The organism is Pseudomonas sp. NC02 (assembly GCF_002874965.1).
In the GTDB taxonomy this organism is placed as follows: Bacteria; Pseudomonadota; Gammaproteobacteria; order Pseudomonadales; family Pseudomonadaceae; genus Aquipseudomonas.
Genome location: NZ_CP025624.1, coordinates 4,484,101 through 4,508,666, shown reverse-complemented (window position 1 = coordinate 4,508,666; position 24,566 = coordinate 4,484,101). Strand labels below are relative to the sequence as shown.

General features: G+C 63.3%; 26 protein-coding genes. 21 read left to right on the top strand and 5 right to left on the bottom strand.

What is annotated here, in order from left to right; all coding sequences use genetic code 11:
• Positions 1-105 precede the first annotated feature (105 nt).
• Positions 106-705, top strand: coding sequence for a LysR family transcriptional regulator substrate-binding protein (locus C0058_RS21155; protein ID WP_256579503.1), 600 nt, complete (start codon positions 106-108; stop codon positions 703-705).
• On the opposite strand, the gene C0058_RS21150 is transcribed toward C0058_RS21155, so the two are convergent.
• Both C0058_RS21150 and C0058_RS21145 read right to left on the bottom strand, forming a co-directional pair.
• Positions 706-1,767 (bottom strand): FUSC family protein, encoded by a 1,062-nt coding sequence (locus tag C0058_RS21150; protein WP_003211716.1) that lies wholly within the window; start codon positions 1,765-1,767, stop codon positions 706-708.
• A 154-nt stretch (positions 1,768-1,921) separates the two neighbouring features.
• Complete coding sequence (locus C0058_RS21145) at positions 1,922-3,547, bottom strand: NADP-dependent glyceraldehyde-3-phosphate dehydrogenase (protein ID WP_102369501.1); 1,626 nt, start codon at positions 3,545-3,547, stop codon at positions 1,922-1,924.
• 159 nt (positions 3,548-3,706) lie between these two features.
• Between C0058_RS21145 and C0058_RS21140 the strand changes: the two genes are divergently transcribed.
• Entirely contained in the window at positions 3,707-4,567 is an 861-nt protein-coding gene (locus C0058_RS21140; RefSeq protein ID WP_102369500.1) for a Dyp-type peroxidase, read from the top strand.
• Positions 4,568-5,319: 752 nt separating this feature from the next.
• On the opposite strand, the gene C0058_RS21120 is transcribed toward C0058_RS21140, so the two are convergent.
• Entirely contained in the window at positions 5,320-5,772 is a 453-nt protein-coding gene (locus C0058_RS21120) for a winged helix-turn-helix domain-containing protein (protein WP_102369497.1), read from the bottom strand.
• Positions 5,773-5,844: 72 nt separating this feature from the next.
• The gene (locus C0058_RS21115) at positions 5,845-9,063 is read right to left on the bottom strand and encodes a type III effector HrpK domain-containing protein (protein WP_102369496.1); all 3,219 of its coding nucleotides are present in this window, start codon (positions 9,061-9,063) and stop codon (positions 5,845-5,847) included.
• Between the two features lie 563 nt (positions 9,064-9,626).
• Here C0058_RS21115 and C0058_RS32825 point away from each other — a divergent pair.
• The 7 genes from C0058_RS32825 to C0058_RS21085 all read left to right on the top strand — a co-directional run bounded on the left by C0058_RS32825 (position 9,627) and on the right by C0058_RS21085 (position 15,324).
• Complete coding sequence (locus C0058_RS32825; protein ID WP_003207273.1) at positions 9,627-9,788, top strand: hypothetical protein; 162 nt, start codon at positions 9,627-9,629, stop codon at positions 9,786-9,788.
• Between the two features lie 115 nt (positions 9,789-9,903).
• The gene (locus C0058_RS21110) at positions 9,904-10,797 is read left to right on the top strand and encodes an FHA domain-containing protein (RefSeq protein WP_102369495.1); all 894 of its coding nucleotides are present in this window, start codon (positions 9,904-9,906) and stop codon (positions 10,795-10,797) included.
• Positions 10,798-10,825: 28 nt separating this feature from the next.
• Positions 10,826-11,182, top strand: coding sequence for a hypothetical protein (locus tag C0058_RS21105; RefSeq protein ID WP_003207269.1), 357 nt, complete (start codon positions 10,826-10,828; stop codon positions 11,180-11,182).
• Positions 11,182-11,517: a lipopolysaccharide assembly protein LapB gene (locus tag C0058_RS21100; RefSeq protein ID WP_003207267.1), complete on the top strand. Its 336-nt coding sequence runs from the start codon at positions 11,182-11,184 to the stop codon at positions 11,515-11,517. Before C0058_RS21105 ends, C0058_RS21100 begins: the two co-directional genes overlap by 1 nt.
• On the top strand, positions 11,514-13,652 hold the full coding sequence (sctV, locus tag C0058_RS21095) for a type III secretion system export apparatus subunit SctV (protein WP_008433174.1): 2,139 nt from the start codon (positions 11,514-11,516) through the stop codon (positions 13,650-13,652). The genes C0058_RS21100 and sctV overlap by 4 nt, the downstream gene beginning before the upstream one ends.
• A complete protein-coding gene (locus tag C0058_RS21090; RefSeq protein WP_008433173.1) occupies positions 13,649-14,929 on the top strand; it encodes a type II and III secretion system protein family protein in 1,281 nt (426 codons plus the stop codon). The genes sctV and C0058_RS21090 overlap by 4 nt, the downstream gene beginning before the upstream one ends.
• Positions 14,930-14,943: 14 nt before the next feature.
• Complete coding sequence (locus C0058_RS21085; RefSeq protein WP_003207261.1) at positions 14,944-15,324, top strand: hypothetical protein; 381 nt, start codon at positions 14,944-14,946, stop codon at positions 15,322-15,324.
• Between the two features lie 473 nt (positions 15,325-15,797).
• Here the strand turns inward: C0058_RS21085 and C0058_RS21075 are convergent, their stop codons facing one another.
• Entirely contained in the window at positions 15,798-16,562 is a 765-nt protein-coding gene (locus C0058_RS21075) for a tetratricopeptide repeat protein (RefSeq protein ID WP_102369494.1), read from the bottom strand.
• Positions 16,563-16,610: 48 nt separating this feature from the next.
• On the opposite strand from C0058_RS21075, the gene C0058_RS21070 reads away from it, so the two are divergent.
• From C0058_RS21070 to sctT, 12 genes are all read left to right on the top strand, one after another.
• The gene (locus tag C0058_RS21070) at positions 16,611-17,177 is read left to right on the top strand and encodes a type III secretion protein (protein ID WP_102369493.1); all 567 of its coding nucleotides are present in this window, start codon (positions 16,611-16,613) and stop codon (positions 17,175-17,177) included.
• A gap of 31 nt (positions 17,178-17,208) precedes the next feature.
• Positions 17,209-17,439: a hypothetical protein gene (locus tag C0058_RS21065; RefSeq protein WP_003208330.1), complete on the top strand. Its 231-nt coding sequence runs from the start codon at positions 17,209-17,211 to the stop codon at positions 17,437-17,439.
• Between the two features lie 9 nt (positions 17,440-17,448).
• Positions 17,449-17,886, top strand: a complete 438-nt coding sequence (locus tag C0058_RS21060; RefSeq protein WP_003208328.1) for a hypothetical protein — start codon at positions 17,449-17,451, stop codon at positions 17,884-17,886.
• A gap of 4 nt (positions 17,887-17,890) precedes the next feature.
• Positions 17,891-18,673, top strand: a complete 783-nt coding sequence (gene sctJ / locus C0058_RS21055) for a type III secretion system inner membrane ring lipoprotein SctJ (RefSeq protein WP_003208326.1) — start codon at positions 17,891-17,893, stop codon at positions 18,671-18,673.
• Positions 18,670-19,287, top strand: a complete 618-nt coding sequence (locus tag C0058_RS21050; RefSeq protein ID WP_003208324.1) for a hypothetical protein — start codon at positions 18,670-18,672, stop codon at positions 19,285-19,287. Before sctJ ends, C0058_RS21050 begins: the two co-directional genes overlap by 4 nt.
• Positions 19,280-19,858, top strand: coding sequence for a FliH/SctL family protein (locus C0058_RS21045; protein WP_102369492.1), 579 nt, complete (start codon positions 19,280-19,282; stop codon positions 19,856-19,858). The genes C0058_RS21050 and C0058_RS21045 overlap by 8 nt, the downstream gene beginning before the upstream one ends.
• Complete coding sequence (locus C0058_RS21040; protein WP_102369491.1) at positions 19,855-21,177, top strand: FliI/YscN family ATPase; 1,323 nt, start codon at positions 19,855-19,857, stop codon at positions 21,175-21,177. Before C0058_RS21045 ends, C0058_RS21040 begins: the two co-directional genes overlap by 4 nt.
• Before the next feature lie 192 nt (positions 21,178-21,369).
• Positions 21,370-21,819: a hypothetical protein gene (locus tag C0058_RS21035; protein WP_102369490.1), complete on the top strand. Its 450-nt coding sequence runs from the start codon at positions 21,370-21,372 to the stop codon at positions 21,817-21,819.
• Positions 21,816-22,817, top strand: a complete 1,002-nt coding sequence (sctQ, locus tag C0058_RS21030; RefSeq protein ID WP_102369489.1) for a type III secretion system cytoplasmic ring protein SctQ — start codon at positions 21,816-21,818, stop codon at positions 22,815-22,817. The genes C0058_RS21035 and sctQ overlap by 4 nt, the downstream gene beginning before the upstream one ends.
• Positions 22,814-23,467, top strand: coding sequence for a type III secretion system export apparatus subunit SctR (gene sctR, locus C0058_RS21025; RefSeq protein ID WP_003208316.1), 654 nt, complete (start codon positions 22,814-22,816; stop codon positions 23,465-23,467). The genes sctQ and sctR overlap by 4 nt, the downstream gene beginning before the upstream one ends.
• 10 nt (positions 23,468-23,477) lie before the next feature.
• Entirely contained in the window at positions 23,478-23,747 is a 270-nt protein-coding gene (sctS, locus tag C0058_RS21020) for a type III secretion system export apparatus subunit SctS (protein WP_003208314.1), read from the top strand.
• 6 nt (positions 23,748-23,753) lie between these two features.
• On the top strand, positions 23,754-24,566 hold the full coding sequence (sctT, locus tag C0058_RS21015; protein ID WP_003208312.1) for a type III secretion system export apparatus subunit SctT: 813 nt from the start codon (positions 23,754-23,756) through the stop codon (positions 24,564-24,566).

Genomic DNA, 24,566 nt, shown 5'->3' with positions numbered 1-24,566 from the left:
TATCCTCCATCAGAAAGTGCCCGGCGTTTTGCACCACCTGCAGCACGGCCCCACGGATGTCGTTGCGCAGGCGCCCACGACGCGGCGCTGACGCATTTCAATCCGGTGCAGTTACAAGGTTCCATCCGCCTGGGCGCCACCGAACAGGTGCCGATGGCCGAGTTGTCGAACTTGCTCGGCCAGTTTTCCCGGCAACACCGCCAACTGGATGTGCGAATTGTGGTGGAGCAGAGCCACGTGCTTCGCCAGGCCCTGGTGGACCGCGAGCTGGACCTGGCGCTGCATCAGGATTTTATCCCGCGTATCGAAGCGCGGGACCAATTGCTGTGGACCGAACAGGTGCACTGGTGCGCCCGGCCCGGCTGGCAGCCTGCGCCTGACGAATGCGTGCGGCTCATCACCTTCGGCCCCGGCTGTTTTTACCGGCAACTGGCCCAGGAACGCCTGAGCGCCTTGGGCATTCGCTGGCAGGTGGTGGTGGAATGTGGGTCGGTGGAGGGTGTGGTATCGGCCATCGCCGCCGGGTTGGGCATCGGCCTGCTCAGCAGTGACCATCTCGACAAGCGCGTGGAAGTGTATCGCCCCTTCGACCAGCGGATGCCGCTGCCCGAAGTGGCGAACGTGTTGCGCTTTGCCGAGGACAGCCCCGCGCCTCGGTTACAGGCGTTGCAGCAGCTGTTGATACAGGCGCTGCACCGGGGCTGATCAGATTTTCCAGTGGCTGGCGCTCTTGGCCAGGCGCTGGCGCATGGCGTCAATATTGGCTGCCAGTTGTAGGGTCAATAACCGGTAACCGTCCAACGCGTTGACCACCGGCACTTCAAAGGTCTGTTCGTGGGTCGGCGTGGTGCTCGGACGTTCCAGCCGGTCGGTGGCCCCGGATTGCAACGCCCGCGCCATCCCGATCAACTGCACCCGAATCTGCCGGTGCTCGGCTTTCAACGCCACCTGCATGCGCGCCAGGGCTTCCTTGTCCCGTGGGTCGGGGCGGGTGTTGCCGAGGATCTCCAGGGTGCTGATGCACATCCGCAAATGCCGCTGCAGGGTGTCCAGCTCGGTCATGGAAATCCGCACTTCCTTGGAGACCGATGGCATCAGCGAGCGTAGTTGCAGCATCGCGGCGTTCAGGCGATTCAGCAGCTTGAGGTGTTCATCATCGGTGACCGATTGGCCGCTGATGATCCGGCTATAAATCGCCGCGCAATCGCGCAAGGCACTGGCCAGGTTGTAGCGCCAGGAATACACCGCATACAGCGGCAGGGCGAAGGAAAACGCCAGGGCCAGGACGATCCCGATCAGGATGTCGACCGTGCGCCACAGCCCGTCCGATATCGGATTATCGCCATGGCCCGCAACGATAAATACGGTGATGGCCGACAGCAACGCGATGTATCCGCCCTTGCCGATGGCGTGATAGGAAAAGAACCCGCACACCACCGACATCAGCAAATAGGTCAAAAGTGGCTGCCCCAGATACGCCTGTTGCAGCACCAGCAGCAAACCGACGCTGGCGCCGATCAACGTGCCGTAGGCGCGCTCGACGGCTTTCTTGCCGATATTGCCGTGGTGCTGCAAACCGCCGATCACGATCAGCATCGTCACCGAGGCCCACTCACCATGGGGCAGGTTGATGCCGGTGGTGAGCAGGATCGTTGCGAGCAACCCAATGGAAACCCGCACCGCGTGGATCAACTTGGCGTGACGGTAGCGCCGGTACGGGTCCAGCAAGGGACGCAGCAAGCGGCGGGCGAAGAGAGGGAGATTCATTGGTATCAGGGTAACCTCGTTGTTCAGGCTTCACTCAGTTCCAATGTGGGAGCGGGCTTGCTCGCGAAGGCGGCGTGTCAGTCAATACATCCGGTGACTGAACCACCGCTTTCGCGAGCAAGCCCGCTCCCACATTTTTAGATCGGTGTCGGGCTCAGAAAATATAGTCAGTGGTCAGAAAGCTCGACGTGCGTTCCTGCAGGATGTCACTGACCAGTTCCTTGTTGCTCGCCTGGAACTTGGTCGCCACCAGGGTACGGATCGAAAACACCCGCAACGCATCATGTACCGACAGCGTGCCCTCGGCCGAGTTCTTGCGCCCGTTGAACGGGAAACTGTCCGGCCCGCGCTGGCACTGGGCATTGATGTTGATCCGGCCCACCTGGTTGGCGAACGCGTCCACCAGGCGCCCGACTTCCCTCGGGCTGGTGCCGAAGATACTCAGTTGCTGGCCGAAGTCCGACTCCAGCACGTAGTCGATCACCGTCTCCAGGTCGCGGTAAGGCACGATCGGCACCACCGGGCCGAACTGCTCCTCGTGGTACACGCGCATCTGCGGGTTCACCGGGTACAGCACCGCCGGGTAGAAAAACGAGCCACGGCTGGCGCCGCCATTCTCGTTCACCACCTTGGCGCCATGGGCCAGTGCGTCGGTCACCAGGCCGCCGAGGTAATCCACCTTGCCCTGCTCGGGCAGTGGCGTCAGCGACACACCGTCTTCCCACGGCATGCCAGGCTTGAGGGTCGCCAGCTTGCGGTTGAATTTCTCGATAAAGCTGTCGACCACGTCCTCATGCACAAACAGGATCTTCAACGCGGTGCAACGCTGGCCGTTGAACGAGAGCGAACCGGTGACAGCTTCGTTGACCGCATTGTCCAGGTCGACCTGCGGCAGCACGATCCCGGGATTCTTTGCATCCAGGCCCAACGCCGCGCGTAGCCGGTGCGGTTTCGGGTGCAGTTTCTTCAAATCGCTGGCGGCCTTGTTGGTGCCGATAAACGCAAAGATATCGATCTTGCCGCTGGCCATCAGCGCGCTGACGGTTTCGCGGCCGCTGCCGTAGATCACGTTGATCACGCCGGCCGGGAAGCTGTCGCGGAACGCCTCCAGCAACGGGCGAATCAGCAGCACGCCGAGCTTGGCCGGCTTGAACACCACGGTGTTGCCCATGATCAGCGCCGGGATCAGCGTGGTGAAGGTCTCGTTCAGCGGGTAGTTGTAGGGGCCCATGCACAGCGCCACGCCCAGCGGCACCCGGCGGATCTGCCCCAGGGTGTCCTGTTCCAGCTCGAAGCGGCTGGAGCGGCGGTCGAGTTCCTTGAGGGCGTTGATGGTGTCGGTGATGTAGTCGCAAGTGCGGTCGAACTCTTTCTGCGAGTCCTTGAGGTTCTTGCCAATCTCCCACATCAGCAGCTTGACCACTGCGTCACGCTGTTCGCGCATACGCCGCAAAAACGCTTCGACGTGCTGGATGCGATCCACCACGCGCATGGTCGGCCACGCGCCCTGGCCACGGTCGTAGGCGGCCACGGCAGCGTCGAGGGCGGTCAAGGCGGTGTCGGCGTCCAGCAGCGGGGTGCTGCCGATGATCACCGGCGTGTCACCGTCGGTGCCGCGCAACTGCACCGGGCTGCGTACTTCGGCCAAAGGGCCGTTCCACACATGTAACTGGCCGCCGACCAGGTAATCACGTTGTTCGATGGGCGCCGCGAGCCGGAATTGCTCGGGAATCTCGGCGGCAGTGGGAAACAGCTGGGCGAGCAGGTTGTCGGTGGTCATGTCGCTACCCCTGGAGTGGTTGCAAAACGTGACTAGAGATTCACCCATCAACGCCCCGTGTGGCAAGGGCTAGACGCATTAACCCGCGAACCTTGGAAAACCTTGAGCACAACCGTGAGCTCGCCGGGTAAACTGCGCGGCTTTCTTGAAGGAGTTCACATGAGTCAGTACCAGCCGGGCATTCTTGCCGCACCGGTGCCGTTGCAGGCACGCCATCTGTTTTTTGCCATTGAGTCGCTGGATGCCGTGCCTGCCGCACTGGATGCGCTGGTGCAGTTGGTGGACGCCAGTGCGGTGGTCGGTTTTGGTGAGCCGCTGGTCAATGCCCTTGGCGCCCGGATTGACGGGTTGCGGGCGTTCCCTCATGTGAGCGGGCCGGGGGCGGAGAATCCGTCGACCCAGCAGGCGCTGTGGGTCTGGTTGCACGGTGTGGATCGCGGTGAGTTGCTGTTGCGCAGCCGGGCGTTCGAGAAGGCCCTGGCGCCGGGGTTTGGTCTGGTGCAGATGACCGAGGGGTTTCGCTACAAGACCGGGTTTGACCTGACCGACTATGAGGACGGCACTGAGAATCCGCATGATGATGCGGCGGTGGAGGCTGCGGTGGCGCAGGGTGGTGCGAGTTTTGCGGCGATCCAGCAGTGGCAGCATGATCTGGATGGGTTTGCGGCGTTGCCAGCTCTGGAGCGGGACCACATTATTGGTCGGCGCCATGGCGATAATGAGGAGCTGGAGGACGCGCCGGAGTCGGCGCACACCAAGCGTACGGCTCAGGAGAGTTTTACCCCGGAGGCGTTTGTGGTGCGGCGGTCGATGCCATGGGCCGAGAATGGTCAGGCGGGGTTGATGTTCCTGGCGTTTGGGCATTCGTTTGATGCGTTTGAAGCCCAACTGCGCCGCATGAGTGGGCTTGAGGATGGGATTGTTGATGGGTTGTATCGCATTAGCAAGCCGTTGACTGGGGGGTATTACTGGTGTCCGCCGGTGCGTGATGGGCGGGTGGATTTGAGCTTGGTGCGCTGAGGTTTTTGTTCGGGGTACATATCCATTATTTAGGTAACGGCCGCCTATGGTTCCGCTCTTACAGCGGGTCACTTTTGGCAAACGCCCGGAATGCCGGCCCAGCCAAAAGTAACCAAAGGGTCTCTGCCCCACCACTCGGTGCCTCGCTTAGGCTCGGCATGCCCGCACTCCGGCCATCGTGGTTGACGGGGCTCGCAGATCAAAATCAAAAGCAAAAGCACGGCGGCCTGAAAGCCGACCTGAGTGTTAAAAGCCAGATCAAAAGCCAAAGCGAAAACCGATCTGCTTTTCTGTAGGAGCTGGCTTGCCGGCGATGCAGGCAACTCGGTCTTGCAGGTACACCGAGGTGATGCCATCGCAGGCAAGCCAGCTCCTACAGTGGACCGTGCCCGCTTTAGCTTTTGATTTGGCTTTTAAACACTCAAGCCGGCCGGTAGGCCGCTGTGCTTTTGATCTGCTTTTGATCTTGATCTTGGGCGCCCCGTTAAACCACGCTGGCCGAACGCAGGCTTTGGAGCGTGGGTAACCCGGCAGGACGCCGGGTTAGCCGTCCTGGGCCAAGGATGGCCCATGACGGCGGCCCACGGTCCAAAGCCGGAGTGAGGGCACACCGAGCCCAGGCGAGGTGCCGAGTGGTGGGGCAAGAGCGTTTTGCTTACTTTTGCGCTGTTCAAAAGTGAGCCGCTGTAAGAGCGGAACCGATATAAGCCATCACCCAAATAATGGATATGCCCCCGATCCAAATCCCCCCCTCAACTGTTAAGCCTCTCCTGCCGCACGCCGAGCACCGGCTTCACCTCACCCCCCAAACAACGCCGACAACTATAAACCCCCAACACCACCGGCTTTTTCTGCTCCCCACGCTCCACCCAGGTCGGCGCAACAAACCGATACCCCTGGCCCGTCGCCGTCGCGATATACACCGAATCATCATCCCCCAACGCCCGGCGGATCGCCTTGATCTGCGCCCGCAGGTTGCACTCTTCCACCACCAACCGTGGCCAGGCGATGTCCAGCAATTGGGTCTTCTCCAACAGCTCACCAGGCCGCGAAGCGAGGGCAATCAGCAACGTCAGGGCCCGACTCCCCAGGCTCACCGGCTCACCGTTTTTCAGCAGCAGATGACGTCGGGGCAGCAGTTGATAAGGGCCAAAGTGGATTTCAATAGCGCTGTCTTCAAGGTGGCCGCGGTGTGAATACGTCATGTGATTAACCTTTGTGCATGTTCAAAAACACAACCCCGCGCGGCTCCCTTCGCGCAAGGCTGCAAGGGAAGGTCAGGTGTTGATCGCCGGGATCGGGTCTTCAGGATAATCACCCGGCTCCGTAGGCCCGCCAGTCAAGCCGTATTGCTTGAGCACCGGCGCAAGCTGGCCATAGAACGCGTCCTGCGCCTTGCCATGGGCATCAGCCAGGGCGAAGGGCAGGAACGCGCTGCCGATCCCGCCAAGGATCGCCGTAGCCCCGCCGAGGATCCCGCTGATGGTCCCGGCCACCGCGCCGATTTCCGTGGCCCCGTACAACCCGGCCCCGGCTTCCACCAACCCGGCCACCGCCGCACCCGTACCCAGCACGCCGGTGGCAACCGAGAAACTGCCGCTCAGGTAGTCGCCTTTTTTCAACGAGTCGACACCGCCAATCACCCCGATCACACCGCCGATAATCCCGCCCGCCGAGCCAATGATCTTGCCGGCCGCGCCGAGGTTGGCGATTTGCTGCGGGCTCAACGGGCCTTTGCCCACCGGTACCTTGCCGGGGAAGTCACCAATGGTGCCGCCATCCGGGCGGTTGACCCAGGTGATGCCGTAACCCGCTTCCTTGGCGTATTTGGTGCCGCCCTCCATCAACAACCCGGCAAATTGCAGCCCGGCGGATACCCGGTTCGCGTCCGCCACCGGCGTGTTGCTGCCGCTGGCCGAACGGGCCATCAGCACGCCGCTCATCAACACCGCACTGCCGATGTGCAGCAGGCCTTGCTTGAATGCCGGGCTGACGTCGCCGAACTTCATGCCTTCGATGGCCTTGGGCAGTGCGTCGGCGATCTTGTTGCCCTGGCGCCCGATGTCCCATACCGAACGCAGCATCGACACCACTTGCGCCGGGTCGATCTTGCCGCCATCCGAGGTGACGAACATCTCTGGATCTTTTTGCTGGGCGTCGTTGATCGCGGCAGTGACCTTGGCTTCGTCGAAGTTGCCCTTGCCGTCCCCCAGGGTGATGTTCAGGGTGTCGGTGGTGGCGCCGCCGAGCAGGGCGTCGCCAAGGGCTTCGTTGAAATTCACCTGCAAGGTGGCGGCGTCATCCGCCGAGGCCTTGTCGCCGAGGAAGGCCTGGGCCGAGGCCGTGCTGGCGGCGAAGCTGCTGGCCGCCACGGTGGGGTCCATGCCGCCGGCCACCGCGTCGGTAAAGGCCTTGCCGGTCACCAGTTGGTTTTTGTAGTACTGCTGGATGTTGTCGCTTTGCCCGGCCTTGTCGGCGATACCGGTCAGGTCCACATGGCCGTTGCCCCCCAGCGCCAGGTTGGCGATGGTCGTATCGTTGGCCGCGTTTTGCAGGCCCATGCCCATGTCGATCTGCTTGCCGTTCTGGTCCTTGGCGTTGAGATTGTCGGTGAGGTTTTTGCCGGTCTCGATGTCGTCGGTGTAGTAGTTCTGCATCGCGACTTTCATCGCCGGGTTGCTGTCGACGATGTCGGCCAGTGCCGGGCCGCGATTGTTTTGCAGGAAGCCTTGCACGTCCGGGTCGGCCGAGAGGGTTTCGATGCCGCTTTGCAGCTGTGCCTTGATTTTGTCTTCGTTGGGGTTCAGGCCGTAGTGGGGCGAGGTGTACTTGTCCATCAACCCGGCGTGGGGCACGTAGTCGCTGACCAGCAGGCGGGTTTGTGCATCGGTCAACTGCACCAGCACCGCGGCTTTCTGTTCGCCGCTGTAGTTCTGCGGGTTGGCCAGGATGTCGGCGGTCAGGCCCGAGGTGTCGACGCCGGCGACGGCATCACGAGTGGCGGCACCGTCGAGGAAGGTCAGGGTGTCGCTGTCGGTTTTCGGCGCCTGTTTTTCGAGCCAGGCGCCGATGTTGTCGCGGGTGCCGATGCCGTCCGACTTGCCGGTGGCGGGGTTGTCGCCGCCGGTTTCCAGGGCGTGGAACATCCCGGGTCTGGACCACATGGCCGCCGCGCCGGTCAGCTCGGTGCTCAGGGCCGAATCGCTGCCCAAGGCTTGCAGGTTGTCGCTGCGCAGCATGCCGTCGTTGCTGCGCTGGTTGGCGTCACCGGGGCGCATCGCCGGACCTGCGCCAGCGGCCAGGCTCTCGTTGGCCATCAGGATTGCCGCCGACTTGGCATTCGCCTTGGCCAGGTCACCGGGTTTGCTGCCGAGGAAACTGCCATAGGATTTCGACGCGGCGCCGAGGTCCTTGCCGGCGTTGTCGATGAAATGGTCGACATCGGAATGGGTGATCACATTGTCGGCCTTGCCACGCCCGCCGGTATCCAGCGCGGCCATCAGGCTCGGGCTGCTGGCCACGTACTTGAGTACGGCCTGAGCCTCGGGGGGGAGTGTCGTGGGTGGGTTGGCGAAGTCGATCGGCGCGCCATGCAGGCCCCAGGCGTCCCAGTTTTGCGAGAGCAATTGCGCGGCCGCCTTGGGCCGGTTCAGGTCGAGTTCTTCCTTGGTCGGCGTGCCGCTGGTGTTGCCGGTGATGGTGTCCCAGTCCTTGGCACCCGACACGCCAAACGATGAGGTGTCGATCCAGGACGTGTCCGAGGCGCCCGCCGCGCCGGTGCTGCCGGCATACAGTTTGGCCACCTGGTCGTACAGCGCGGGGGTGATGTCCTGGGACACGATCACCTTGTCGCCCGACGCCGTGGTATAGCGAATCAGGCCCGGGCCGACTTCTTCGGGCGGGCCGATATTCGCTGCCGGGTCCATGGTTTCCGTGGGGCCGGCCAGGCGGTAGCCCTCGGCCTGGCTGGCATTGATCGCAAAGAGCTTGGCCGAGTCGCCGCTGACCTGGGCGAACAGCGCGGGTGTTTCCTTCTGGCTGACCACGATTTTGTCGCCGGCACTGGTCTCGTAGCGGATCAGTCCGGGGCCCAATTCGGTGGTACTGCCGATCGCCTTGTAGTTGCCCAGGCCAGGCGCCACGGTGCTGGCGTCTGCCTCCTTGTAGCCGGCGCCTTTGCTGTCGGCCAGATTCTTCTCAAGGGTCGCGTCGCTTTGCTGTGCGTTGTACTGGTTGACCAATTGCTCAAACAGCCTGGGGTTGTCGATCTGCTTGAGGGTCACCGGTTTGTCGCTGCCCAGCGGGGTGTAGGTAATGCTGTTGTTCACCGGTGCCTGCACGTTCTGGTACGGCAGCGGAATGGACGGCCCGCGGATTTTCGAGGGGTCGAATACCGGCTTGTCGACGGCGGTGAACAGGGCTTTTTCGAACGTGCTCCGGGAGCCATCCGGGCCTTTGTTGTCGGCAGGGTCAAGGCCATTCGGGATCGCAGTCATAGATCACCTGGAAGTTGTTTTATATCAGTCGATATTTAGTGCAAGTGCACTAACTGGGGCGGGCGAAAGTTGCGAAGTGTTATTGGGTTAACCCGCGCCGAGCTATCAAACGCGATGATCAAGTCGGTTTTGTTACAAATGGAAATATCTGCAAAGTTGGGCAAATGGCTATTAGTTAAAAGTGTGAAGTTGTCGGATTTATTTTCTGGAATTGTTGAGTGATCAACGTTTTTACCCAGGGGTAACGGGCTCGTAAATTGTTCGAGTTGGTTCGTTTTCCAGGTTGTGCCCCCGTAAACATTGGGTCTCGTCGTGTATTGGTTTTTTAACAAAGGTTCCACGCCCGCGCGGCGATGAGATTTTCTCAACGGCACGTTGAGCCGGATTTTTCACAGCACCTGCCATGAACGTTTCACAAGCTTTCACAGCGAAGGCGTTTTGTTCGTGAGTAGTATGGTTCCCATGCAAACCGATGGCTGCATGGCCAACTCACTGTCTGACGCTGGGAGTTTGTTTCGGTTTGCATGCGGCTTAACTTCCCTATCGATGCAAGGAGATTGAACATGGCTACTACTCCACCAGTAAGTGCAGGCGGCGCCGACGACGCTATCGCGAAGATGGAAGCAACTTTCAACATGGCCATCGAGAAGTCGGCCAAGATCACCGAGATCAGCACCGCGAAAAAAGCAGAGCTCGACGCCACCAAACAGCGTCCGCAGAACTGATTCGCCATGCGGGCAGCGCCGGCGCTGCCCGTATACCTGCCTTACCCCGTTGCACCGTTGTTGATCGGCACAGGCGTCGTTGCGGCCTGTGATTCTCAAGGGGGCAAACCCAACCATGACAGCCTTGATTTCCCTGGGCCTGCCCGCCGCGAACGGCGCGCCGACCCTGCTTGTGACCCACGGTTTGCACCAGGGCAGTTCCCTGATGCTCGACCAGCCGGTCTACACCCTTGGCGCCGCCCTGGCGGCCGACCTCCAGCTCAGCGATCCCGGGATTGCCGAGTTGCACCTGCGCCTGCGTTTTGAAGGGGCCCAGGTGGCCGTCGAGGCCCTCGGCGGCGATGTACTGATCACCGGCACTGCCGGCGATATCCGTATTCCCCAAGGCAGCGGCCATCGCGCGCGGCTGCCGCTGCAACTGCGTATCGGCACGGCGGGTGTGAGCCTGGCGCTGCCGGGCAGCCCTGAAAAAACGCCTGCGACGACACGCACGTTAACGCCCTGGATCATCGCCACCGCGTTGCTCTTTGTGTGCGCTGGCGCCCTGGCATTTCGCAACGATCCACCGCAAGCGCAAACCGTAATGCCGGTTGCCGAAACAACCGCAGCCAAGCCTTCCCGTGCCGAGGCCAAGGCCTGGTTCGAAGGGCAATTGCAGGCCGCCCACCTGGACGCCGTGAAGGTCAACGACATCGATGGCCAACTCAACGCCGTCGGCTCCTTTGAGCGCGCGCAAAAGCCTCAATGGGTCGCCCTGCAACAAGCCTTCGACCAGCGTTACGGCCAGCAGATCGTGCTCAACCCGCGGGTCGCCGTGCGTGCAGATGCAGCCCGGCCACGGGTGCGCTTTCAAGCCGTGTGGTTCGGCGCCAACCCCTACGTGATCAATGACAGCGGCAAGCGCCTGTACCCCGGCGCGGCCCTGGCGGACAACTGGGTACTGGAGCGCATCGAGAACAACCAGGTGATCCTCGCCCGTGGCGAAGAACGCTTCACCTTCACCCTATGACGCTGCTTTTTTCAGCTAAGGCCCCGGGATGAAAGTCGAACCCCGTCCGTTGATTCCCAGTGACGTGCGCAGCGCGCCGGTCGAGGCGATCCGCCCGGTCAACTCGCGTCAGGCCACGGCTTTCGAAGCGTTGCTGAAAACCCGCAAGGTCCAGTCCCGCCGCTCCCTGCGCAGTGACCTGGAAGAACTCACCAGCGCCGCTGGCGTCGACTCGCTGCTGTTCGGCAGCGCACGTTCCCTGGAACTGCTGGAACACGTGATGCAGCACCTGTTGCCGAACCTCGACGCCGAGCCGCAGATCAAGGCGCTGGCCCATGACCTGATCAGCGAGGAAATCGAGATGCGCCGCACCCTCGAACAACAACGCTCGGAGGTCCAGGCCTGATGCCCCGGGACAACGACGACGCGGTGCAATTGCTCAAGGGCATTGGCGAGCTGTACCGGCGCAACGGCCAGTCCCAGCGCGCGCTGGTGATGTTGCTGATTGCCGTGAGTGTCGCGCCCGACGATGGCCTGCTGCTGCGCTCGCTGGTGCTGGCGTTCACCGACAGCGGCGACTTCACCCGCGCACTCGCGGCCCTGGATCGGCTGGTCGCGCTGGAGGGTGAGTCTGCCAGCCTGTTGCTGCTGCGTGCCCGGGCGCTGTGGTACGGCGAACGCAAGGACGAAGCGCGCCAGTGCTTCAAACGCTACCTCGCTGCACGGAGAGCCGCGCCATGAACCTGCTCAATCGCCTGAACGGCATCGCGCGCATGGCCGCCCAGCGTACCGACGTGATCATCGTCGCGTTCATGCTGATGGCGATCGTGATGATGATCATCCCGCTGCCTACCTACCTGGTGGACATGCTGATCGGCTTGAACATCGCCCTGAGCATCCTGATCCTGATCGTGGCGTTCTACATCGGCCACTCGGTGGAATTCTCCGCGCTGCCGCCGCTGATCCTGCTCAGCACCCTGTTTCGCCTGTCGCTTTCGATCACCACCACCCGCTTGATTCTGCTGCACGGCGACGCTGGCCATATCGTCAAGGCCTTCGGTGACTTCGTGATTGCCGGCCAGGTGGTGGTGGGCATGGTGGTATTCCTGATCATCACCGTGGCGCAGTTCGTGGTGATCACCAAGGGCGCCGAGCGGGTCGCGGAAGTGGCGGCGCGCTTCACCCTGGATGCGATGCCCGGCAAACAGATGAGCATCGACAACGACCTGCGCAACGGCGATATCGACCAGGCCGAAGCCCGCCGCCGGCGCTCCCGCCTGGAGCGCGAGAGCCAGATGTTCGGCGCGATGGACGGGGCGATGAAGTTCGTCAAGGGCGATGCGATTGCCGGGTTGGTGATCCTCGCGGTCAACCTGCTGGGCGGCATGCTGATCGGCATGATCGAGCGCGACATGGCCTTCGGCGCGGCGGTGCACACCTATTCGCTGCTGACCGTGGGCGACGGTTTGATCGCACAGATCCCGGCGCTGCTTATCTCGGTAGCGGCGGGCACCGTGGTCACGCGGGTCAACAGCGACGGCGAAGCGGGTGACCTCGGCAGCGAGATTCTCAAGCAGTTGGGTGCCAGCTACCGCGCCCTCGGTTTGACCGCACTGATCATGGTCGGCGTCAGCGTGATACCGGGCTTTCCGACCTGGGTGTTCCTCGGGTTGTCGCTGGTGTTCGGTGGTGCGGCCTTCGTGATGTACCGCCGTCATACCCGTGAAAACCAGGTAGAGCCTGAAGCGCTGGTCGAGACCCTGGAACCGGTGGTTGAAGTGCAGGCCGAGCAGGATTATGGCGTGGCCCCCGACACTCGGGTATTGCTGACCCTCGGCAGTGCGTTGGCCCTCAGCGCCCCGCGCCAACTACTGAGCCAACGCATCGAAGCGCTGTGTCACGACATTCGCAGCGACCTCGGCGTCGATATGCCGGTGCCGGGCATTCACATGGACGCCAAGGCCACGCCGGGCAGCTACCGCGTGTCACTGGAAGGCGTACCCGTCAGCGAAGGCGAGATGCCGATCAACTGCCTGCTGTTGCAGGACGATCCAGTGCATGTGCAGTTGCTGGACATCGCCACCCTGCAAGCCGATTCGCCCCTCAACGGCCGTGCCGCGCACTGGATCGAGCGTCAGCACGAAGACGCACTGCGCAACGCCGGCATCGGTTTCCTGCTGCCGGACGAAGTCCTGCGTGGCGTGCTGGAACGCAGCCTGCGCCGCTATGCCGCGGACTTCCTCGGCATCCAGGAAACCCGCCTGCTGCTCGAACGCACCGAAGCCACCTACGGCGAACTGGTCAAGGAAGCCCTGCGCCTGGTGCCGTTGCAGCGGGTGGCCGAGACCCTGCGCCTGCTGGTGGGAGAGGGCGTGTCGATCCGCAATCAGCGGGCCTTGCTCGAAGCCATGGTGGAGTGGGGCGCCCGGGAAACCGATGCCGGCCGCCTGGCCGAACACCTGCGTGCAGGGTTGGCGCGGCAGATCAGCCATCAGTACGCCGACCGCAATCGGGTGATTGGCGCCCTGGTGCTGGCGCCGGGATTGGAAGACCAGTTGCGTGCGTCCCTGCGTCGCCAGGAGCCCAGCCGTGAAGTGATCCCCGAGGAAGTCAACCGCGCGTTGCTCGCCCAACTGCGCCAGGCCTGCGACAAAACCACTGAAGCCAACAGTGCGGTATTGCTGGTGCACCCGGAACTGCGCCGCAGCCTGCGGCGCCTGGTGCTGCGCGGTGAACTGGAGCTGGCGGTGTTGTCGTTTCGCGAACTGGCCACCGAATACAACCTGCAAGCGCTGGTGACCATCAGCCTTACCGATATCTCCAACCGCCGTGCACCTGCCGCGGCTTCCGTCACTTCCCTGGCGTCTGCCTCATGATCCGTTTTTGTCTGCTGTTGCTGACGTTGACCTCGTTTTTCTGCAGTGCCCAGGACATCGCCAACGGTGCCCAGGGGTCTATCAACCTGGCCTCCGGTGAAGGCCGGATCCTGCATTTTGTGGCCCCGGTGGAGTCGGTACTGGTGGCCGAGCCGGGGATTGCCGACCTGCAAGTGGTGTCGCCCGGGGTGATCTATATCTTCGGCAAGGCGCCGGGCAATACCAGCCTGATTGCCCTCGGCAGCGACGGCAAACAGCTTGCCAGCCTGAGCCTGGCGGTCAGCAGCGCGACCCAGGCAGTGACCGCGCCGATGCAGGAATTGCATCCCGGCAATGGCGCGCAGATCAGCGGTGCCGGTAACCGATTGATCGCCAAGGGCACGGTGCGTTCGGTTGGAGAAGCGACGGATTTGAATGCCTTGCTCAACCCACAGGGCCAGGGCTTCCAGAGCGCGGTCAACACCACTGAGTACGCCGGTGCCGCCCAGGTCAACTTGCGTGTGCGCTTTGCTGAAGTGTCCCGCTCGGAACTGCTGCATTACGGGGTTAACTGGAACGCCATGTTCAGCAACGGCACGTTCTCCTTTGGCCTGATCACCGGCGGACCGCTGGCCGCCGCCACCGCCGGTGGCCTGGCGGCAGCGGGCAGCGGTTCGGGCAATACCAATATCGACGGCATGCTCGACGCGTTGCAGGCCAACGGGATCCTGCAAATCCTGGCCGAGCCGAACATCACCGCCATGACCGGGCAAACCGCGAGCTTCCTGGCGGGCGGCGAAGTGGCGATCCCGGTGCCGGTGAATCGGGACCTGGTGGGGATCGAATACAAGTCGTTCGGCGTGTCGCTGTTGTTCAACCCGACGCTGCTGCCCAACGGCCGGATCGCCCTGCAAGTGCGCCCTGAGGTCAGCAGTGTGGTGAGTGGCGGCACGGTGGATTTCGGCAATTTCCATGTGCCGTCGTTCAGTGTGCGCCGCGCCGATACGCGGGTGGAAGTGGGCAGCGGGCAGACGTTTGCGATTGCCGGTTTGTTCCAGCGTGAGAGCAGCCAGGACATCGAGAAGCTGCCGTTGCTGGGGGACTTGCCGATCCTGGGCAACCTGTTTCGCTCCAAGCGTTTTCAGCGCAATGAAACCGAATTGGTGATTTTGATTACGCCGTACCTGGTGGAGCCGGTGCGCAGTCGCACCCTGGCCACGCCGCTGGATGCGCAGCCTGCGACCGCCGCAGCGGCGGGGCCGCGCAGTGGTGGGGCGTTTGGTTTCTACATGAATTGATGAGGGGGCATGGCATGAAAGTTTCGCGTTTGTTGATGTGTTTGCCCCTGTTGGTGGTGGGCTGCAAGACGCATCTGGCGCCGGTGTATTACTCGCCGCAGTATCAGGCGGACGGGGTGCCAAGCCAGTGCCAGCAGCCGCCGGCCAAGGACGAGATTGGACTGGACGAGGATTTCAAGGCGACCTTGCCGTTAGGCTGCGCCAATAATCTGAATTTGATGCAGATGGTGGAGCAGCGCCAGGATTTGAATCAGGGGCGGGCCACCGGGCCAGCGATGGCGGCGCCGGTTGGGCGGGCGGCGCAGGTGTATATCGAGGGGTTTGATCGGGAGCAGTTGCAGCGGCGTCAGGCTCAGCAAGAGGCCAAGGCGGGCGCTCCGGGAGCGGAGCAATGAACCTGCGTTCACATGTCCTCTGTGGGAGCTGGCTTGCCTGCGATAGCGGTATTCCAGGCCCAGCAGATCCATCTGCCACACCACCATCCAAATGTGGGAGCGGGCTTGCTCGCGAAAGCGGACTGATAGGCGACCCGGATCTTGAAGCTTACCGCGTACATATCCATTCCTGCGGTAACGGCCACTTAGGGTTCCGCTCTTACAGCGGGTCACTTTTGGCAAACGCCCCAAAAGTAACCAAAAGGTCTTTGCCCCACCACTCGGCACCTCGCTCAGGCTCGGTGTGCCCTCACTCCGGCTTTGGAGCGTGGGCCGCCGCGATGGGCCATCCCTGGCCCAGCGCGGCTAACCCGGCGTCCTGCCGGGTTACCCACGCTCCAAAGCCTGCGTTCGGCCAGCGTGGTTTAACGGGGCCTGATAGATCAAAAGCAACGTCAAAAGCAGGGCAACAGCAAGATCAAAAGCAGTTGGATTTAGTGCGTATCCACCAGCCCCAATTCCCGCGCTTGCGCAATCGGATTGCTGATGGCTTTGATGCGGTTGGCTTCCGTGATCAGGCGTGCGCGCTCAGCCGCCGGTATATCGTCCAGCGGCAAGCTGGCCACCCGTTGTTCGTAACCCGCCAACACCAGCACCAACAACTCATTACGCTGATGCCGTGGCAACGCGCGGGGCGATTGGGTGACGGGGGCGATGGTGTCCAAGGCCTGCTGCGCCTGGCCGCCAAGGGCGTAGGCCAGGGCCAGGTTGCAGCGGCTGTCGAGGTCGTCGGGTTGCAGGCCCAGGCTTTTGGCGAACGCGGTTTGTGCCGCGACCGCCTGGCCGTTCAACACCTGGGCAATGCCCAGTCGGGTGTAGGCGACCGGCGACTGGCTGGCCTCGGCGGCCTGGCCCAGGGCGGTCACGGCGCGTTGGCTTTTGCCAAGGCGCAGTTGCGCGGTGCCCAGTCCCAGCAGGGCGTCGGCGTTGTGGGCTTGAAGGCCGAGGGCCTGTTGGAAGGCGCGCTCGGCACCGACCGCGTCGTTGCCGTCGAGCCGTGCCTGGCCGAGTTTGAGCCACAAGTCGATGCTTGCGCCCGGTTGCTGGGCCGCACGTTCGTACAGCGCCGCCGCGCTGGCGTAGTCGCCGCGTTTGTTCAGGTCGTCGGCCAGCTTCAGCGAGCGGTCGGAATCGCTCGGCGCAGTATTGGAACAGGCAGCCAGCAACAGGCTGCCGGCAAGCAAAAAGTGTTTGGTCATCGTCACAACTCGTTGGGCGAAGGCGGACGTCATGTAAGCATATTTTCCATGGCGCTCCTATGTCTGTCGGTGCTGTTGGGTGCCTCGATCGCCCACGCCGACGAAGAACCCGAATGGTTCGCCAAACCCTACGCCTATGTGCTGGTGGACCAGGACGTGCGCGCCGCCCTCGAAGAGTTCGGCCACAACCTCGATATCCCGCTGGTGCTCTCCGACAAGGTCCGCGGCAAGGCCCGCAGCACCGTGCGTGCAGCCACCGCCGGGGAGTTTTTGCAGACGCTGTGCAGCACCAATGGCCTGACCTGGTATTTCGACGGCAACCTGCTGTACCTCAATGCCAGCGATGAAATCACCACCCGGCTGTTCAAGGCCAACGCCCTGAACCTGGATCAGTTGCAGGCCTATCTGAACAACCTCGATGTGTTCGGCCAGCAGTTATCGATGCGTAACGGCCCCGAGGGCGATGAAGTCTTCGTCTCCGGGCCGCCGCCGTACCTGGCGCTGGTCCAGCAGCATGTGGATCACCTGCAGCCCAAGGCCGCCGCGCCGGTGGTGGCGCGCGAGCACGGCGTGCGGGTGTTTCGCGGCGCCCAGGTGAGCACCGAAACCCCTTGATTCACCCCAACCCCAGTAAAGGAGCATGACCATGTCCGTAACCGCCGTAGACAGCAACCTCGCCCCCGGTGGCGCCAGCCCTGAAGCCAAGTTCAACGCCGCGGTGGACAACGCCAAGAGCGCCGATAAACCGGAGATGACCGACGCCGAATTCACCGATGCCCTGATCACTCAGGCAGTCACCATCGGCGGCCAATTCATCATCATGCCCAAGGCCCAGGAAATGCTGAATGACGCCATGTCCGATGACGACGAAGAGTAGGGCGCACCCATGACCATCAGTCTCGCTGCCAGCGCCACGGCCTTGCCGCCGTCCGCCGGCGCGGGGCCCGCCGGGGCCTCGCAGAATCTGTTCGAGCACATGGCCAATACGGCCAAGGGCATGCCCGAGGGCGCCAGCCCCCATCAGATCGGCTCGGGGCTGATGGAGCGCCTGAACAGTTTTATCGACCGCTCCCGGACCTTTTCCGAGCGCGCCGATTTGCTCACCAATAACCCCTCGGCGCCGCCGCAAGTGGCCGCTGCGGATATCCGCACCTCGGGTGCCTCGCCCACCGCAGAACCGGGCAAGAAAGTCGCCGAGCAGCAGGTCGACCAGATCGTCCATTCACTGGGCAAGATGTTCGACTACTCCATCGAAACCCAGATGGTGGTGCGCGGTGCGACGCAGATTTCCGGTTCCGCCAACACGCTGCTCAAGGGTCAATAACGCCATGCCAAGCCCGAATCGTGCCCTGCGCCTGCTGCTGATCGGCGTGCTCGCCAGCCTCTTGCAGGCCTGCGACATGGACCTCTACACCAACCTCAGCGAGCGCGACGCCAACGCCATGGTCGCGGTGCTGCTGCGCGACGGCATACCGGCGACGCGCAAGGTGCAGGACAACGGCCAGTTGAAAGTGGTGGTCGACGAACAGCGCTTCGCCGAGGCCATGACCCTGCTGGACAACGCCGGCCTGCCGCAGCAGAGCTTTTCCAACATGGGCGAGGTGTTCAAGGGCAATGGCCTGGTGTCGTCGCCGGTGCAGGAGCGGGCGCAGATGATCTATGCCTTGAGCGAAGAACTGTCTCACTCGGTGTCGCAGATCGACGGCATCGTCTCGGCGCGGGTGCACGTGGTGCTGCCGGACAATGACCTGCTCAAGCGGGTGATTTCGCCGTCGTCGGCCTCGGTGCTGGTGCGCTACGACCCGGGCACCGACATCAACACGCTGATTCCGCAGATCAAGACCCTGGTTGCCAACGGCATTTCCGGCCTGAGCTATGACGGTGTGTCGGTGACCGCGATCAAGGCCGCGGTGTCCATCAGCCAGAACCCGGCGCAACCGCGACTCGCGCGTTTCATGGGCCTGTGGCTGTTGGAAGACAACCTCAACCAGGCGCGGTTGCTGTTCGGTGGCTTGCTGCTGCTCGCCCTCGGCGCGGGTGGTGTGTTGGCCCGCCAGCAATGGGCGCGGCGCCAGGCCCAGGCGTTGTATGTGCTCAAGGAGGGTGAATGAGCCTGGTTGAGCGTTGGCAGGGGCTGATCGCCCAGCCGTTGCAGTTTGTGCGCGAGCAAAGCCTTGGCGAGTGTTTTGGCGAAGGCCTGCCGGTCGAGGTGCTGCAAGCCCTGCATGGGCAGCCGCGTTTTCGCTCGCGGCTGGAGCAACTGCTGGCCAGCCATTATCAGCTGGCGCCGCTGGCGCATCTGGTCACGCCGCCCGCCGCTGATTTGCCGGTGCTGCTGCTGAGCCCGGCGCAATTTGCGCGTCTGCCCAGGCTGTGTGGTGCGATCTGGCATGGCTCGACCCTGAGCCGGGAGATCCGCCGCGAAGTGGTGAATGAATTGCGCGAGGGCCTTGGCCAGGAAGCCTTTGCCCTGGCCCTCGCGCACCGGCAGTTGGGCGGCGCGGCCGACCTGCTGCGCGAGCCCGCCGAGTTGATCGACGCCATCGACCGCGATGGCCTCACCTGTGTCGCCGCCTGGCTGCAAGCCCAGCCTGCCGAGTTGCAAGGCTGGCTGCCCCTGCGGTTTGTCGCACCCAAGGGCTACAGCGGGCGCTTGCCCCGCGACCTGGAGATCGTCCAGACCGTCGCCGCCCGGTTACTCGCCGAGGAGCTTGCCCATGAGTGAATTACCCAGCCGTCCAGCCGCGCGGATTTTGCGCGCCGATGAAGCGGCGTTATGGACCGATGGCTTTGCCTTTGTGCAAGCCGCCAGGGCGCACGCCGAGCAGATCAAGGCCGACAGCGACCAATGGCTGCACACCGCCCGCGCCGAGGGTTTTGAAAGTGCGCGCCGCGAAGGTGCCGAACAGGTTGCACAGTTGCTGCTGGAAACCCAGGCCCAGGTCCAGCATTACCTGGCCGGGCTTGAGGCGTCGCTGGCGGACCTGGCCCTGGGCATCGTGCGTGAAGTACTCGGCGAACTGGACGACACCGACCGCGTGGTGCGTTGCACACGCCAGGCCCTGAGCGCGTTTCGCCAGGGCCAGGGCTTGACGTTGTGGGTGCCGCCCGCCGAAGTGAACGCCCTGCGCCCACAGTTGCTCAAGGACGGCATCGCCGTGGAGGCCGATGCGCAACTGGGCGCCGGCCAGGCCCGCCTGAGCAGCCCGGCGGGTTCGGTTGAGCTGGGACTGGAGGCGCAACTGCAAAGCCTGCGCCGCAGCCTGTTGCCCTTTGCCGAAGAGGGCGTGGCATGAACCTCGATCAACTGCTGCCGCGCCTGACCGAGCGGCTGTCCCAGGCCCGCTTGCGTCCGATGCAGGGCACGGTGCTGAGCATTCGCGGGGTGTTGCTGCGGGCCAGCGTGGCGGGCGCGAGCATCGGTGAGCTATGCCACCTGCGCGACCCGGTCAGTGGCCGCAGCCTCAGCGCCGAAGTGATCGGTTTTGATGGCGACGAAGCGATCCTGTCGCCCATCGGTTCCATGGAAGGCCTGTCGACCCGCACGCAAATCACTGCCACCGGCGAAAGCCTGGGTGTGGCCGTGGGCGATGCGCAATTGGGGCGAGTGATCAGCCCCATGGGCGAGTTTCTCGACGGTGACGGTGTACCGCCAACCCTGAACCTGCAGACCTACCCCTTGCATGCCGAGCCACCGGCCCCGTTCTCCCGGCAATTGATCGTGCGCTCCATGGCGTTGGGCATCCGCTCCATCGACGGCTTGCTGACCCTCGCCCAGGGCCAGCGCATGGGCATCTTCGGCGAGCCCGGGGTGGGCAAATCCTCCTTGTTGGCGAGCATCATCCGCAACAGCGAGGCCGATGTGATTGTCATCGGTTTGATCGGCGAGCGGGGCAGGGAAGTGCGCGAACTGCTGGATGTGCAACTGGACGCCACGGCCCGCGCACGCACCGTTGCTGTCGTCGCCACCTCCGACCGCCCGGCCGCCGAGCGGGTGCGCGCGGCATTTGTCGCCACCACCCTGGCCGAGTACCACCGCGACCAGGGCCGCAATGTACTGCTGTTGATGGACAGCCTCACGCGGTTCGCCCGCGCCCAGCGCGAAATTGGCCTGGCCGTGGGTGAACCGCCGACCCGCCGCGGTTATCCGCCGTCGTTTTTTGCCACCTTGCCCAAGTTGCTCGAGCGCGCCGGCCCGGGCCCTGCCGGCAGCATCACCGCGCTGTACACCGTGCTCACCGAAGGCGACGCCGCCAGCGATCCGGTGGCGGAGGAAGCGCGTTCGATCCTCGACGGGCATATCGCCCTCAGCGCCGAACTGGCGCAGCGCAACTATTTCCCGGCGGTGGACGTGCTGCGCAGCCGCAGCCGCTTGATGGAGCAGGTCGCCGGTGACGAACACAAGCGCCTGGCGATGCGCATCCGTGAATTGATGGCGCGCTACGGCGAGATCGAAATGCTGATCCGCGTCGGCGAGTACTCCGCCGGCAGCGACCCGCTGGCCGACGAAGCGATCACCCGCCATGGGGCAATCGAAGCCTTCCTGCGCCAGAACGCCGACGAACCCAGCAGCCCCGAACACACCTTGATCCGCATGCGCCAGGTGCTGGCATGAGCCCGAAAGCGCAGCAAGCTCCAGTGTGGGAGCTGTCGAGCTTCAGCGAGGCTGCGATGGCGTCAGCACAGCCAACATCAATGTTGCCTGACCCACCGCTATCGCAGCCTCGCCGGGGCTCGACAGCTCCCACATTCGATCTTCATGCACTCAGTGAGTGCGCTGTTGGTATGACGATGGAGAAAAGAACCGATGAAGACTGAACAACTGCGCACCCTGCAAACCCTGCGGGTGCTGCGCGAACAGCGGGCGGCGAGCCAGTTGGCGGCGCAACAGCAACGCTGCGCGCAAACCCACGGCGCCTTGACCGACGCCAAGGAACAACTGCGCCTGCACCGTGAGGCCGTTGCTCATGAAGCCGGCGAGATTTACGCCTCGCTGACCGAAGGCCTGTCGGTGGCCAGTTGGCAGGCCGCCCAGGATCGCCTGCGTGGCTTGGCCGACGATGAGCAGGTGCTTGAAGGCGACGTCAGCCACGTGTCCAGTACCCTGCAAACCCAGGAGCGTGAGCGCGACCTGTTCCGTCAGGAGCGCCTGAGCCGCCAGCGCCAGTCCGATGCCTGGCAAAGCCTGCTGGACGGGCGTGAAAGCAGCGAACGGGTGGCCGGCGAGCTGCGTGAAGAACAAGGACTCGGCACATGATCGTGGCCCTTGCCGACCCGTTGGCGCCCTGGCTTGAGCACTACGACCCGGCGCTGCTCACGCTGCATAACCAATTGCACCGCCGGCGGCATGCGTGGCAGGGCCGCTGCGCCGGGCAGGATCTGAGCGTCGCCTGGGCCGCCGATCCCCAGCCGCTGAAAACACCCCGGGATGTGTTGCTGTTGCTCGGCCAGTCACCGGTGCGCTTGCGACTCTCGGCTGCCGCCCTGGAACAAGTACTGGTGCCGCTGGCGTTGCAGTTCGACGCGCAAGTGCTGCCGGCATTACCGCGTTCGCTGCTGCTGGAACTGGCCGTGCTGGACCTGATCGAGCGCCTCGAACCGTTGCTCGGCCACCCCGTGCAACTGCTCGAAACCAGTGACGACCTGCGGCCTTATGCAGTGCATCTGGCACTGACATTGACCTTCGGCAACAACCCACCAATGGCCGCCCAACTGGACTTGAGTGAAAGCGCTGCAGTGCTGGTGGGCCAGTTGCTGGAGCAGCACGGCCAGATCGACGCCGACCCGTTGCCGGCGTTGCGCCACACGCTGTCGGTAGTGGCCGGGCGGCAATGGTTGAGCCTCGGCGAGCTGCGCAGCCTGCAGCCCGGCGATGTGCTGATGCTCGAACCCGGCAGCGGCTGGCTGCTGGACCTTGAGGGCCGCCTGCAAGCCCGCTGCCAGCGCGACGGCTCGTCGCTGCAGGTGCAGGAACCTCTGAACACGCCCCTTTTGGACATGGAGAACACAATGACTGACGTCGATGCCGCCGCGGCCCTGGACGATTTGCCCCTCAAGCTGGTGTGCCAGGTCGGCAGCCTGGAACTGACCCTGGCGCAACTGCGGGAACTGGGGGCGGGCAGCCTGCTGCAACTGAATACGCCGACCGTGGATGGCGTCGACCTGATGGTCAACGGCCGTCGCGTCGGCCAGGGCCAACTGGTGAAAATCGGTGACGGCCTGGGCGTGCGCCTGCTGAGTTTCGCCACCCCATGACCGGTTATCAGCCGAACCTGATCGAGATCATCCTGGTGGTTGCCACCATCGGGTTGATCCCGTTGGCGGTGGTGACCCTCACCGGCTTCATGAAAATCTCGGTGGTGCTGTTCCTGATCCGCAACGCCCTGGGCGTGCAGCAGACGCCGCCGAACCTGGTGCTGTACGGCATCGCGCTGATTCTCTCGGTGTACGTCACCACGCCGTTGATTGGCGACATGTACCGCCAGGTAGAGGGCCGCGACCTGAATATCGAGCACGTCGAGCAACTCAAGGACCTCGGCGACGCCCTGCGCCCGCCGCTACAGGCGCACCTGGCACGGTTTGCCAACGAGTCCGAGCGCGGCTTTTTTGTGCAGGCCACCGAGACCATCTGGTCGCCGGAAGCCCGTGCCGACCTGCGGGATGACGACCTCGTGGTGCTGATCCCGGCGTTTGTCAGTTCGGAGCTGACCCGGGCCTTCGAGATCGGGTTCCTGTTGTACATCCCGTTCCTGGTGGTGGACTTGCTGGTGTCCAACGTGCTGATGGCGATGGGCATGTCGATGGTCTCGCCGAACCTGATTTCGATCCCGCTGAAAATCTTCCTGTTCGTGTCATTGAGCGGCTGGTCGCGCCTGATGCACGGTTTGATTCTGAGTTACGGCTGAGGCACGACCCATGGGCCAGGACGTTTTCCTGTCATTGATGAAACAGGCACTGATGACCGTGCTGATGCTCTCCGCGCCTGCGCTGGGGGTGGCGATCATCGTGGGTTTGAGCGTGGGCCTGTTCCAGGCGCTGACCCAGATCCAGGACCAGACCCTGCCCCAGGTGGTGAAGCTGGTGGCGGTATTGTTGACTATCGTGTTTCTCGGCCCGGTGCTGGCCGGGCAAGTGGCGGAACTCGGCAGCCAGGTGCTGGACAATTTTCCCTTGTGGACGCGCTGACCGCCCATGGATGCCAGCCTTACCGCACAGTTTCTCGAAGTCGCCTACCCGGTGATCAGCTCGGCCTCGCTGGCGGCCTGCCGGGCCATGGGCGTGGTGGTGATCACCCCGGCGTTCAACCGCCTCGGGCTCACCGGAATGATTCGCGGCTGCGTGGCCGTGGCGATTTCGATCCCGATGTTCATGCCGGTGTTCGACGCCATGACCTCGATGCCCAACCACGGCAGCCTGTTTATCGCCGGGTTGCTGATCAAGGAATTCCTGATCGGTATCCTGATCGGCCTGTTGTTCGGCATTCCGTTCTGGGCGGCGGAAGTGGCGGGGGAGTTGATCGACCTGCAGCGCGGTTCGACCATGGCGCAACTGGTGGACCCGTTGTCCACCGGGGAGTCGAGTGTGATGTCCACCTTGCTGACGGTGATGTTGATCACGCTGTTCTTCATGTCCGGCGGTTTTATCCTGATGGTCGACGGTTATTACCACAGCTACCAGCTGTGGCCGGTGACCGCGTTTACACCGGTATTTGCCAGCTCGGCGTTGCTGGCGGTGTTGTCGATTCTCGACCAGATCATGCGCGTCGGGGTGCTGATGGTGTCGCCGCTGATCATCTCGCTGCTGGTCACTGATTTGATGCTGGCGTACCTGTCGCGGATGGCGCCGAACCTGCATATTTTCGACCTGTCGTTGCCGGTGAAAAACCTGTTTTTCTCGATCCTGATGGTGATCTACATCGGCTTCCTGATTCCGTTGATGCTGGACCAGTTGGCGGAATTTCGCGGCACCGTGGAGCTGCTGAAAACCCTGGCGGGCATGGAGTAG